At 72.4% G+C, this 13,154-nt stretch carries 8 protein-coding genes; 7 read left to right on the forward strand and 1 reads right to left on the reverse strand.

Annotated features, from left to right (window positions below; genetic code table 11):
- Positions 1-57: 57 nt before the first annotated feature.
- Positions 58-6,186, reverse strand: a complete 6,129-nt coding sequence (locus ACFW22_RS06830; protein ID WP_386400006.1) for a beta-ketoacyl synthase N-terminal-like domain-containing protein — start codon at positions 6,184-6,186, stop codon at positions 58-60.
- A gap of 328 nt (positions 6,187-6,514) precedes the next feature.
- Here ACFW22_RS06830 and ACFW22_RS06835 point away from each other — a divergent pair, with 328 nt between their 5' ends.
- The 7 genes from ACFW22_RS06835 (at position 6,515) to ACFW22_RS06865 (ending at position 13,048) form a co-directional block, all read left to right on the forward strand.
- Positions 6,515-7,348 (forward strand): 4'-phosphopantetheinyl transferase, encoded by an 834-nt coding sequence (locus tag ACFW22_RS06835; protein WP_386400009.1) that lies wholly within the window; start codon positions 6,515-6,517, stop codon positions 7,346-7,348.
- Positions 7,349-7,579: 231 nt separating this feature from the next.
- The gene (locus ACFW22_RS06840; RefSeq protein ID WP_386400012.1) at positions 7,580-8,329 is read left to right on the forward strand and encodes a HipA family kinase; all 750 of its coding nucleotides are present in this window, start codon (positions 7,580-7,582) and stop codon (positions 8,327-8,329) included.
- Positions 8,326-8,721, forward strand: coding sequence for a DUF3037 domain-containing protein (locus ACFW22_RS06845; RefSeq protein WP_386400014.1), 396 nt, complete (start codon positions 8,326-8,328; stop codon positions 8,719-8,721). Before ACFW22_RS06840 ends, ACFW22_RS06845 begins: the two co-directional genes overlap by 4 nt.
- Positions 8,722-8,772: 51 nt before the next feature.
- On the forward strand, positions 8,773-10,125 hold the full coding sequence (ccrA, locus tag ACFW22_RS06850) for a crotonyl-CoA carboxylase/reductase (RefSeq protein ID WP_386400017.1): 1,353 nt from the start codon (positions 8,773-8,775) through the stop codon (positions 10,123-10,125).
- Between the two features lie 118 nt (positions 10,126-10,243).
- On the forward strand, positions 10,244-10,981 hold the full coding sequence (locus ACFW22_RS06855) for a TetR/AcrR family transcriptional regulator (RefSeq protein WP_386400019.1): 738 nt from the start codon (positions 10,244-10,246) through the stop codon (positions 10,979-10,981).
- Entirely contained in the window at positions 10,978-12,654 is a 1,677-nt protein-coding gene (locus ACFW22_RS06860; RefSeq protein WP_386400022.1) for an MFS transporter, read from the forward strand. The genes ACFW22_RS06855 and ACFW22_RS06860 overlap by 4 nt, the downstream gene beginning before the upstream one ends.
- A 58-nt stretch (positions 12,655-12,712) precedes the next feature.
- Positions 12,713-13,048 (forward strand): DUF6204 family protein, encoded by a 336-nt coding sequence (locus ACFW22_RS06865; RefSeq protein WP_386400025.1) that lies wholly within the window; start codon positions 12,713-12,715, stop codon positions 13,046-13,048.
- The last annotated feature ends 106 nt before the right edge of the window (positions 13,049-13,154 follow it).

The following is a 13,154-nucleotide window of genomic DNA, read 5'->3' on the forward strand; positions in this document are numbered from 1 at the left end:
GTGTTCTCTCCTGGTGGTCGGCGATGCGGGGGCGTGATCGGGCCCGGCCGCGCCGGGTTACGGGAAGGTCAGGTCGAGCCGGGCCGAGCGGACCAGCGGGGCGGCCGGTCCGGGCGGGGCGGCCGGTCCGGGCGGGGCGGGCGGTCCGCTCGGGGCGGGCAGGCGCCAGAATCTGCTGCGCCGGTAGGCGGGCTTGGGCAGTGCCGGCCGTCCGGGTTCCCCGGGGGTGCCGGGCCCCAGCAGGACGTGGGCGTTGGTGCCTCCGAAACCGAAGGCGCTGACGCCCACCCGGCTCCCGGCCGGCAGGTCCGTGACCCGGGTGACGGGGAAGAACGGCGAGTCGGCGAACGCGAAGCGCGGGTTCGGCCGGTCGCAGTGGAGCGTGGGCACGAGCCGGCCGTGCCGCAGGATCTGCACCGCCTTGATGAATCCGGCGACGCCCGCGGCGCTCAGCAGGTGCCCCATGGAACTCTTGACGCTGCCGATGCCGCAGTAGCCGCGGTCCTCGGTGTACGTCCGGTGCACGGCGGTCAGGGCCTGGAGCTCGATCGGGTCGCCGATCATCGTGCCGGTGCCGTGGGCCTCGACGTAGCCGACGGTGCGGGCGTCGGCCCCGGCGCGCGCCAGCACGTCGGAGATCAGCGCGCGTTGGGTGCGTCCGTTCGGCGTGGTGTGCCCCATGGTCCGGCCGTCGTTGTTGACGCCCGAGGACTCGATCACGGCCAGCACCCGGTCCCCGTCGCGCAGGGCGTCGTCGAGGCGCTTGAGCAGCACCATCCCGGCGCCCTCGCCCGGCACGAGGCCGTCGGCGGACTCGTCGAAGGTGCGGCAACGGCCACTGGGCGACAGCGCCTTGCCGGCGCTGAGCATGAGGTAGGGCTCCTCGTCGAACAGCAGGTCCACGCCTCCGGCCAGAGCCATGGACGACTCTCCCGACGCCAGGCTCCGGGCCGCCAGGTGGATGGTCACCAGGGACGAGGAACACGCGCTGTCGACCACGAGGTTCGGACCCGTCAGGTCCAGGAAGTGCGAGATGTGGGCGGCGACGAAGTTCTGGTTGACGCCTGCGATGTAGGGCCGCTCGGGGGGCTGCAGGTGCGCGCGGTGGTTGCCGGTGCGCGTGCCGACGAAGACGCCGACCGCCCCTCCCCGCACCTCGTCCTCGCGGTACCCGGCGTCCCGCAGGCACTCCACGGACACCTCCAGCGCCTTGCGCGCCAGCGGGTCCAGGTGACGCGCCGCCTCGGCGTCGAATCCGAAGAACTCCGGGTCGAACAGGGCGGCGTCGTCCAGGAATCCGCCCCATTTGCTCTGGCTGCGTCCCGGTCCGCCGTCCGGGCTGTAGAGGGAGGCCACGTCCCAGCGGTCGGCCGGCACCTCGGTGACGAGGTCCCGGCCCGCCAGCAGGAGCTCCCAGAACTGCGCCGGGTCGGCTGCGCCCGGCAGGCGGCAGCCCATCCCGATCACGGCGATGGGCGTCGGCCGCCCGTCCGGGGTCTGGAGCTGCGCCCCCGCCCATGGTTCGGCCCGGGCCCGGGACGGCCGTGTCCGTGGCCCGGGGACGGGCGGGGCGGGCTCGGGTACGGGGCCGGCCGGGGGTGCGCCGAGCGCGGCGGCGAGGCCGCCGAGCGTCGGGTGCTCCTGGAGGAGGCTCGGATCGACCGGGTGGCCGAGGACCTCCTCCAGGTCGCGCACCAGTTCGGCCATCAGCAGCGAGTCCACGCCGATGTCGCCGAGCAGGGTGTCGGCGCCCAGCAGGCCGGGGTCCACCTTGGTGGTGCGGGCCACGACGTCGTACAGCCAGTCCGGCGCCGCCTCCGTCGCGGACCCGCCGTACGGTGCGGCCACGGCCGGCACCGTCGGGCCCGCAACGACCTCGCCCGGAACGCGCGCATCGGGAACGGCCGTGCCCGGGACGGCTCCCGGTACGGCTTCCGGTACGGCGACGGCCTCCGCCGAGGGCCGTCCGGGGCGCGGCGCGGCGGTGCTTCGCGGCGCCCGGAACAGCTCGCCGGTGGTCACGGCGGCGCGCTCCACCCTGCAGGGCAGGGACACGGGGTCGCCGGGCACCCGCAGGGCGAGGTCGAGCAGGGCCAGGGCGTCGTCGGCGGCGAGGTCGGGGATGCCGAGCCCGCCGCTCGCGCTCGTACGCTCCAGCCCCATGCCCACGCCCTGCCACAGGGGCCAGCGCAGGGAGCGCACCACGCACCCGGAGGCACCGGTGTCGTGGGCGGCGGCGAAGTCGTCGAGCACGCCGTTGGCCGCCGCGTAGTCCAGGTGGCCCGCGGCGAGGAGCGGCAGCGCTCCGGCCACGGAGGAGAACAGCACCATGAGCCGGGGCGGCGTGGCCCCGAAGGCCGACCACAGCACCCGCAGCCCGTCGGTCTTGGGCCGCAGCACCCGGGATATCTCCTCGGGCGTGCGGGACAGGAAGGACGTGGGCGGGTCCATCACCCCCGCGCAGTGGAAGACGGCGTCGATCCCGCCGGCCTGCTTCCTGACCCGGCCGATCAGCCGGCGCAGGGAGGCGACGTCCTCCAGGGCGTCGGTCCGTACGGTCAGCGTCACCCCTCGCTCGACGAGGGCGAGCAGCGCGGTGAGGCGGGCGCGCAGCACCGGGTCCGTGGCGGGTGCGGCGACGAGGGCGGCCCACTGGTTGCGGACCGGTATCCGGGAGCGGCCGACGAGCACGATGTGGCGGGCTCCCCGGTCGGCCAGGTGGGCCGCGAGGCGCAGGCCGATGCCGCCGAGGCCGCCGGTGATGAGCACCGCGCCGCGGTCGACGCCCGCGAGCAGGTCCTCAGCGGCACGCGCCGGGGCGAATGCGGCCACGGGACGGCGGCGGCGCGTGCCCTCGTACCGGATCTCCGTCTCCCGGTCGACGGCGGCGGTCTCGGCCCGGACGGCGGCGGCGAGTTCGGCGGCGCCGCCGTCGACGCGGACGGTGCGTCCGTGGAGGGCCTGGAACTCGCCGGACAGCGAGCGGTAGAAGCCCGCGAGCACGGAGCGTTCGGCGCCGCTGACGTGCACGCAGCGCAGCCCGACGCGGGGGTTCGAGGTGAGCGTCCGCTGCAGCAGGGCGATGCGCTCGGTGACGAGGGTGCCGGGGGCGGACCAGTCGACCAGGTCGACGATCCCGCCGAGGCCGGCCAGATCGGGTACGGGATCCCCGGGAACGTGCACGACGGCGCGTTCCGCGAGCACCGTACGGGCCAGTTCCGGGTCGGTGGTGACCACCAGCAGTCGGTCGGTGTCCTCGGTGTCCGGCGCGGGTGCGTCCGCCCACTCGGTGGTGAGGAGTTCCGCGCCCGCGACGGGGGCCACCCAGTGCTGGTCGCGGCTGAAGGGGTAGGTCGGCAGCGACGCGGGCGGTGCGTCCGGGGCCGTCCGGGCCGGCCCCGCGCCCTCGGACTGCCCGTTCACGGGCGCGTCCGGCGGGGTGTCGAGTACCGAGGCGAGCCGCGCGGCGAGTTCGCCGAGGTCCGACGCCTCGACGGCGACGTGGTACGGCAGTGCCGCGCGCCCGGTGCACAGGGTCCTCGCGATCGACGCGAGCGGCGGGGCGTCCGGTGAGCGGACCGCCTCCAGCAGACGGGCCACGGCCTCCCGCAGGGCCTGCGGGGTCCGGGCGGAGACGGGCACGACCACCGGAGCGGCCGGGGCGGGGGCCGCCGCCGCGCGGGGACCTTCCTCAAGGACCACGTGGGCGTTGGTGCCGCCCATCCCGAAGGAGCTGACTCCGGCCCGCAGCGGGCCGCCGCCCGGGGGCGGCTCCCATGCGCTGCGGTCGCGGTGGAGCCGCAGCGGCGTACCGTCGATCTTGATCATCCGGTTCGGGCGGTGCAGGTTGCGCGCGGCCGGCAGCGTACGGTGCCCCATGGCCAGGATCACCTTGACCATGCCGGCGATTCCGGCGGCCGCCTCCAGGTGGCCGATGCTCGTCTTGACCGAGCCGACCGCGCAGTGCGGCTCGGCGGGCCGTGCGTGGCCCCACTGCGCGTAGAGCCGCTCGAACGCGGCGACCATCCCGGAGACTTCGATCGGGTCTCCCAGGCGGGTGCCGGTGCCGTGCGCCTCGATGTAGCCCACGGTGCGGGGGTCGACGCCCGCCTCGTTGTAGGCGGCGACGAGCAGGTCGGCCTGTGCGTCCGGGTTGGGGGCGGTGAAGGACTGGGCCTGTCCGCCGTGGTTGACGGCCACGCCGCGGATCACCGCGTGCACGCGGTCCCCGTCGGCCAGCGCGCGGTCCAGCGGCTTGAGCAGCAGGGCGGCGACGCCCTCGCCCCGGACGTATCCGTCCGCTTCCTCGTCGAAGGTGTGGCAGCGGCCGCGCGGACTCAGCACGCCGGTGCGCTGGTAGGCGTGCTGCCGGGCCGGGTCGCACAGGACGTTGACGCCGCCCGCGAACGCCTGGTCGCATGCGCCGGCGCGCAGCGCGGCGACGGCCTGTGCGACGGCGACCAGGGACGAGGAGCAGAGGGTGTCCACGGCGACGCTGGGCCCGCGCAGGCCGAGGGCGTACGAGACGCGGTTGGCCACCAGGGAGGGGGAGACCGCGACGCTCAGGTGCGGCTCGTCCTGCCCGGCGTGCCGGGCGATCAGCCCGGCGTAGTCGGAGTGGCACACGCCCGCGTAGACGCCGGTGCGGCTGCCGGTGAGCGAGGCCGGATCGCATCCGGCGTCCTCGGCCGTCGCCCACACGGTCTCCAGCAGCAGCCGTTGCTGGGGGTCCATCAGGGCGGCTTCGCGGGGACTGATGGAGAAGAACTCGTGGTCGAAGCCGCGGATGTCGTCGAGCAGGGCCGCCTTGCCGATGAGACCGGGATGGTCGGCCGCGTTCCAGCGGTCCGCGGGAACGTCACGGACGGCGTCCTCGTCGCGGCCCAGGAGGTCCCACAGTTCGGGCACGCTCCGCGCGCCGGGGAACCGGCCGGCCATGCCGATCACGGCGATCGGCACGTCGGCGGGACTCGCCGCCGGTGGTACGGCCGCCGGCGCTGCCGACGGTCCGGTCGGGGCCGGATCCGGACGTCCGCCGCGCAGGACGCGGGCCATCGCGGAGACCGTGAACGCCTGGAACAGGGTGCTGGGGTCGACCTCGCAGCCGATCTCGTCCTCGGCCCGTACGGCGGCCTCCGACAGGGACAGGCTGTCCAGTCCGTGCGGGCGCAGGTCGTCGTCCGCGGTCAGCGAGCCGGCGGGGGCCCGGAGCACGGTCTCCAGCAGGGCCAAGAGCCGGCTTTCGAGGTCTTCGGGCAGGGAAGCGCTCGGTGACTCGGAAGCAGGACCGGCGGAAACAGGAGGAGGCGTGGTGGAGTCGACCGCGGCCGGGGTCGCGCCGTCGCCCGGGAGGGCCACGAAGGCCTCGGGCCGGACGAGCCGCTTGACGGTCTCCAGGCGGGCGAGCGTCCGGCCGTCGTGTTCCCGCAGGAGGGAGGAGGTGAGGACCACCCGGTCCGCCGACTCCCGCCGGCACCCGTCCAGGCGGTAGCGCACGGCGTCGGCCAGGCCGCAGTTGCCGAGGTAGACGATGTCCCGGCTGAGGGTGACGGCGTCGACGGCCCACTCGCCGCCGGACACCACCGACCGTACGTACTTGCGCTCGCCGCGGTCGTTGATGTGCGGGTACGAGGCGAAGTAGAGCAGGCCCGCCGCGTTCACGTCCGCGAAGGGGTTCAGTTCGTACGTGTCGGTGTAGAGGCCGGCGGCGCCGTCGGGCTCCAGCAGGGTCAGGGCTCGGAACTCGCCCTGGAAGTCACGGTGTTCCGCGCTCGCGTCCGCCACCGGACCGCGGCCTTCGTGCCGCGGGGTGCCGGGGACGAGCCAGTTGCCGGGACCCCGGCGGACGAAGGAGGTCAGGAGCCGGACGTCGACCGACGTCGTGGGCGTGGCGAAGCGGATGTCGCTGACGAAGGCGTGCTCGTCAAGTCGGGCAAGCGTGCCGGTCAGTTCCCCCTCGTCGTGCTCGGTGAAGAAGCGGAGGGAGTCGGCCGCGGCGAGCCGGGCGCGGGTGAAGGCGGGCAGCAGCCGTTCGCCGTCGGCGTCGGCGAGTTCGGCGACCGGGAGGCCGAAGTGCTCGCCGATCAGCGACCAGTGGAGGTCGCCGGCTTCGCGTAACAGCCAGTTCTCGGAGAGGCCGCCGACGGAGAGTGCGGGAAGGCCGAGGACGATCCTGCGGGTCAGCATGTGGGCACCCGCCCGGCCGCCGCACGCTCCGCGGCCGCTGCGGGCCGGCGCGCACCCCCGCTCGGATGCGCCCACGACCGATGACGGCGCTGAATCATCGACATCCCCCGATGCATTCCCCTGAAGACCCGTCGGACACGCCGACCGACGAGGTAGTTGACTATTGAAATTACCCCCACAGGGCCCCGTGCGGCACGGCGACCACGGAGGTGGTTGAGTGTTGAAACTACCCCTACTTCGACCCCTTCTCCCCGTGACGGGAATTCGAGGACCGACAAGAATGCATCGTGGATGATCACGTCTGGTTACGCAAGCCGAGGAGGCATTCATGTCAGGAATTCCAGAGCCGGATCTCGACATCCACCATCCGATGCCGGCCCCCGGGCCGACCTGGCCGGACGGCACGAATCCCGCGCCCCGCACGGGGTCGGGGCCGGGCCCCCGCCCCTCCCCCGCCGGGCCCGACCTACTCGTCGGCACGCTGCCGGACGTCGTGGTCATCGAGCTGTTCGCCGACCCGCCGGGCATCCACCTCTACCCGGAGGAAGCCGAGAGGGTGAAGCGCGCGGTCGACAAGCGCCGACGGGAATTCGCCACCGTCCGACTGTGCGCGCGCAGGGCGCTGGCCCGGCTCGGAGTACCGCCGGGGCCGATCCTCCCCGGTCCCGGCGGGGCGCCGGCCTGGCCCGAGGGCATCGCCGGCAGCATGACCCACTGCCCCGGCTACCGGGCGGCGGCGGTCGCCAGGACCGACGCGGTCGCCACGGTCGGGATCGACGCCGAGCCGAACTCCGCGCTGCCCAGGGGCGTGGAGAACCTGGTGGCCTCGCCCGAGGAGCGGCGCACGCTGGACCGCCTCACCCTCTCCCATCCCGACGTGGCCTGGGACAGGCTGCTGTTCAGCGCGAAGGAGAGCACGTACAAGACCTGCTTCCCGCTCATGGGCAGGATGCTGGATTTCAGCGACTGCACCATCGTCCCCGATCCGGAGCGGGGCACCTTCACCAGTTCGCTGCACGTGCCGGGCCCGGTGGTCGGCGGGCACCGCGTGAACACCTTCACCGGACGCTGGCGAACCGTCGTGCGGGAGGGCGTGGAGTACGTGGCGACGGGCATCGCCGTACCGGCCGCCCCCACACCCATGATGTCCGAAAATCGGTGACCACCATATACATTTCGGACACCTCCGAGGCTATGGCCGAAATATATATAGGCAAAGGAATTCTCTCGACGGGCTCCGCAGGAAATCGGCCAAACAACGCGTCGACCCCCGTGCGGCCCTCCCGGACGGGACCGTCGGGCCAATGGCCGGAACTCGATCACCCCCTTGGAGGGCCCCTCGTGCGCCAGTAGGGTGATCGACATGCTGCAAGAAGTAAAAGGAACGCAATATGTGACGGCCTTGCGCGAGGGCGGTTCACTTCCCGGCATCGTCGAGGCGGACAATGACGGCACTTATGTCGTCAAGTTCCGGGGAGCCGGCCAGGGAAGCGCGGCCCTCGTCGCCGAGATCGTGGTCGGCGAGCTCGGCCGGCACCTCGGCGTCCGGGTACCCGACCTGGTCCTCCTCGACGTGGACGCCGAACTGGCCCGGCGCGAGCCGGACCAGGAGGTGCAAGAGCTCCTCCAGGCCAGCACCGGCCCCAATCTGGCCATGGACTTCCTGCCCGGCTCGGTCGGCTACGACGGCATCGCCTGGCGGGCGCCGGCGGAGGAGGCCGCCCGCATCTACTGGCTGGACGCCCTGACGGCCAATGTGGACCGGACCTGGTCCAACCCCAACCTCCTGATCTGGCACCGCCAGTTGTGGGCGATCGACCACGGCGCGGCGCTGATCTTCCAGCACTCGTGGCCGTCGGTGGACGGCTGGGCCAACCGGGACTACGGCTTGGGCTCGCACGTCCTGTCCGAGCGGGTGTCCACCCTGGCGGCCCCGGTCCTCAACGCCCTCGACGCCGAGCTGGCCGCCCTCGTGACACCGGAGGCACTGACGCGGATCCTCGGACTCGTGCCCGACGACTTCCTGGCCACCATGAACGCGGCGAACGGCGCGGACCCGCAAACCCTGCGCGAACGCTACTGCGAATACCTGCTGGCCCGTCTCGCGGGCGAGCGCGCCTGGTGGCCGGAGGTGGCGGCATGAACACGCGCGTCTCCCCCTCCCTCGGTTTCGACTACGCGCTGCTGCAGGCCGTTCCCCGCGTGGACCGCGGCGAGCGGATCAACGTCGGCGCGCTGCTCTACTGCAAGGAAGCCGACTTCCTCGCGGCGGAGGTCCACATCGACGCCGCACGCCTGCGCGCCCTCGACCCCGAGGTCGACCTGACCGGTGTCGCCGACGCCCTCCAAGCGATCCGCGCCATCTGCGCGGGCGACCCGGAGGCCGGCCGGGCCGGCGCCGGCACACTGCGCTCGCGGTTCGGCTGGCTGACGGCCCCGCGCAGCGCGGTCGTGCAGACCGGACCGGTGCACGGCGGCCTCACGGCCGACCCGACGGCCGAACTGGTCCGGCTGATGGACCGTCTGGTGCGCTGAGCCGCCGCACTCCCGCACCACCGCCCGACCCCCGTACCGAGGACACCACACATGCAGGACATCATCGATGCCATCGTGAGCCGGGAAGGGGCGCCGGAGGACTTCGCCGCGCTCGCCCTCCCCGAGGCGTACCGCGCCGTCACCCTGCACAAGGACGAGACGGACCTGTTCGCGGGGCTCGCCACCCGCGACAAGGACCCGCGCACGTCGGTGCACCTGGACGAGGTTCCGGTGCCCGAACTCGGTCCGGGTGAGGCCCTGGTGGCCGTCATGGCCTCCTCGGTCAACTACAACACCGTCTGGTCGTCCCTCTTCGAACCGCTGCCGACCTTCGGCTTCCTGGAGCGCTACGGCAGGCTCAGCGAGCTCACCAGGCGCCACGACCTGCCGTACCACGTCATAGGCTCCGACCTCGCGGGCGTCGTCCTGCGCACGGGGCCGGGCGTGCACGCCTGGAAGCCCGGCGACGAGGTCGTCGCGCACTGCCTCTCGGTCGAACTGGAGGCACCGGACGGCCACGACGACGCGATGCTCGACCCCGAGCAGCGCATCTGGGGCTACGAGACGAACTTCGGCGGCCTGGCGGAGATCGCCCTGGTGAAGTCCACCCAGCTGATGCCCAAACCCCGGCATCTGAGCTGGGAGGAGGCGGCTTCCCCGGGGCTGGTCGCCTCCACCGCCTACCGCCAGCTGGTCTCCCGCAACGGCGCCGGCATGAAGCAGGGCGACAACGTCCTGATCTGGGGCGCGGGCGGCGGACTCGGTTCCTACGCCACCCAGTTCGCCCTCGCCGGCGGGGCCAACCCGGTCTGCGTGGTCTCAAGCGCGCAGAAGGCGGACATCTGCCGCGCGATGGGCGCCACCGCGATCATCGACCGCAGCGCCGAGGGCTACGCGTTCTGGAAGGACGAGCACACCCAGGACCCCGGGGAGTGGAAGCGCTTCGGCAAGCGCATCCGCGAGTTGACCGGCGGCGAGGACGTGGACATCGTCTTCGAGCACCCGGGCCGCGAGACCTTCGGCGCGAGCGTCTTCGTCACCCGCAAGGGCGGCACCATCGTCACCTGCGCCTCCACCTCCGGCTACCACCACGAGTACGACAACCGCTACCTGTGGATGTCCCTCAAGAAGATCGTCGGATCCCACTTCGCGAACTACCGGGAATCCTGGGAATCGAACCGGCTGATCTCCAAGGGCAGGATCCACCCCACGCTGTCGAAGGTCTACGCGCTGGAGGACACCGGCCAGGCCCTGTACGACGTCCACCGCAACCTGCACCACGGCAAGGTGGGGATCCTCGCGCTGGCCCCCGAGGAGGGGCTGGGCGTCCGCGACCACGAACTGCGCGCCCGGCACCTCGACGCCATCAACCGCTTCCGGGTCCCGGTTCCCGACTCCGTCTGACCTCGCGGCTCGGTCACGGGCTGCCACCACGCCTTCGGGCACCGGTGGCAGCCCGTTCGCCTGTGCGCCCCGCGGAACCGGCCGCCCCCTCTGAATGCGTTTCAGATACAGTCCCGTATTGGGATACAGTCTCGTATCCAGGAAGCGCGCCAAGGAGGCGGTCACCATCACCAAGCGACTCACCCGGCAGCAGAGCCGGCAGGTCACCCGCGAGCAGATCCTTCGATCGGCGGCCGCGCTGTTCGCCGGCCAAGGGGTCAGCGGAACCTCGGTGGAACAGATCGTCGAAGCCGCCGGGTACACCCGGGGCGCCTTCTACGGCAACTTCGAGGGCAAGCACGAGCTCGTCCTCGCCCTGCTCGAACAGCGGACCCAGCACGAACTGGAAGAGATCCAGGCGATGGGCCGGGCGGCGGCCACCTTCGAGGAGATGCTCGACCACCTCCGCTCCTGGCACCGCCGGCGCGACGAGAACCTCGCCAGCTGGCTCGCCCTGCGCACCGAACTCTGGCTCTACGGGCTGCGCGACCCGGAGCTGCTGCCCGTACTGGCGGACCGCGAGCGCCGCTCCCGGGAGGCGATCGCCCAGTCGCTGGAGCAGGGCTTCGCCGCGCGCGGCGTGACCACGCCGGCCCCCGTGGAGCTGCTGGCCCTGATCGTGCACGCGCTGAACGACGGGTTGTCCATCCAGCGCGTGCTCTCCCCCGCCGACAGCGGCACGGACTCCGTCGTGGACGTGGTGGAGCTCCTGATGAGGTCCTGGACCGCACTCGCCCGCAGCACCGCAGCCGTTGCCGACCCGACCGCGGAACCCACCGCCGAACCCCCGAACGAGAACCTGGAGAAGAACCCATGAACAAGGCAGGGCAGGCAGAAAAGCCGGCGAGCGCCGGCCCACCTGCCACCCCCGACGCGCCCGAGCCCGACCCGAAGCGGTGGCTCGCGCTGACCGTCCTGCTGGTCGCCACCTTCATGGACCTGCTCGACGCCAACATCATCACCGTGGCGATCCCGAGCATCCAACGCGACCTCGGCGCCTCGTCCGTCGCCATCCAGGCGATGACGGCCGGATACACCCTGAGCTTCGCGGTCCTGCTGATCACCGGCGGCCGGCTCGGTGACATCTTCGGCCGCAAGCGGATGTTCCTCATCGGCGTCAGCGGCTTCGTCCTCGCGTCCGCCGTGTGCGCCGCCGCCCCCAGCACCGAGTTACTCGTCCTCGCCCGCGTGCTCCAGGGGCTCACCGCCGCGATCATGGTGCCCCAGGTGCTCGCGCTCATCCACGTCTCCTTCGCCCCCCAGGAGATCGGCCGCGTCGTCAGCCTCTACGCGAGCATGGTCGGCCTGGCCATCGTGTCCGGTCCCCTCATCGGCGGCGCCCTGATCAGCTGGAGCCCGCTGGACCTCGGCTGGCGCAGCATCTTCGTGGTGAACCTGCCCATCGGCGTGCTGGCCCTGATCGGCGCCGCGAAGTGGATGCGGGAATCGAGCTCCCCCCACGCGAAGCGCCTGGACATCATCGGCATGCTGCTGGTGATCCTCGGGCTGCTGCTGCTCATGGTGCCGCTGACCCTCGGCCGCGAACTCGACTGGCCGCTCTGGAGCGTCGCCTCGCTCGTCGCCGCCGTCCCCGTCCTCGTGCTGTTCGTGGTGTACGAACGCCACAAGACCCTCAAGGACGGCTCGCCCCTGGTGACGCTGTCCCTGTTCAAGGTCCGCGCGTTCGGCGCCGGCATCGGCGTGCAGCTCCTCTTCAGCGCCATCCCCGCCGGCTTCTTCCTCAGCTGGACCCTCTACCTCCAGGCCGGCCTCGGCTGGTCCGCCCTGCACACGGGTCTGACGGCGATCCCGTTCTCCCTGTGCGTGCCGATCGTCGGCGGGCTCGCCGTCCGCAGGTTCTCCCCGCTCTACGGCCGTTACTGCCTGCTCGCGGGGGCCGTCCTGATGTTCGCGGGCATCGTCTCCTACGCCTGGGCGGCCGACCGCTTCGGTACGGACATCACCTCCTGGCACGCGATCCCGTCCATGCTCCTGATCGGCTCCGGCATGGGCCTGCTCATGCCCCCGCTGACGGCGCTGGTCCTCAGGGAGGTCAAGCCGCAGGAGGCCGGCGCCGCCTCCGGCATCATCAACGCCACCGGCCAGCTCGGTGCCGCGCTCGGCGTGGCGGTCATCGGCAGCCTCTTCTTCGCGGCGCTCGCGGGCAATGCCGGGCCGCAGGCCGAACGGGTCGTCCCCACCGTGCAGTCGGTCTCGCCCCGGCAGGCCGCGAGCATCCAGGACTGCGCGACCGAGGCACTCGGCCAGGACGACCTGGCCAAGGTTCCGGCCACGTGCTCCCAGCTGGTGCAGGGCGCCGACGGCGACACCCGGGATACGATCAACGGCGCGCTCGGCGAGATCCGCGCGAAGACGTTCGTGTCCACCTACAGCGAAACGCTGTACTGGGCGGCCGGTGGCCTCGTCCCGGTCACCGCCCTCGTGCTGCTCCTCCCGCACCACCGGGTCCGGCGGGAGGAAATGGCGTAGTGCGCCGCTTCCCTGACGACCAGTCGAATCCGAGAACCACGTCTGGAGACCTCCCCTCATGAGCAGCAGTACGACCTATCAGGTCCTCACCCGGGGCAAGTTCGCGCCCCTCGACGAGGAGCAGCGCGCGTCGCTGCTCGCCCAGGTCGACGACCACGGCGTGCTCAGCGCCCGGTTCACCGAAGAAGGCACGGTGAACTACGAGCGCGGACTGCACGGGTTCACCTTCCGCGTGCTGATCCCCGCGACCGACGACGACACCGAGGAGCTCGTCCTGTCGCAGGCCGAGGAGCTCGCCGTGGCGGCCGTCGCCAAGCTCGGCGCCGGATGCCTCGACCTCAAGTCGGTCTCCACCGACCTGGCCAGCATCAAGATCAAGCGGAAGGGGCGCTGACCCGAAGGTTCCGGCCGGGGCGGGGCCCCCGCCCCCCCCCCCGGCCGGCCCGCCCCGCCCCCCCACACACAGAATTAACCCGACGCCATAAACCCCCGGGGGTGGG

This window comes from Streptomyces sp. NPDC058872 (assembly GCF_042743065.1).
GTDB lineage: Bacteria > Actinomycetota > Actinomycetes > Streptomycetales > Streptomycetaceae > Streptomyces.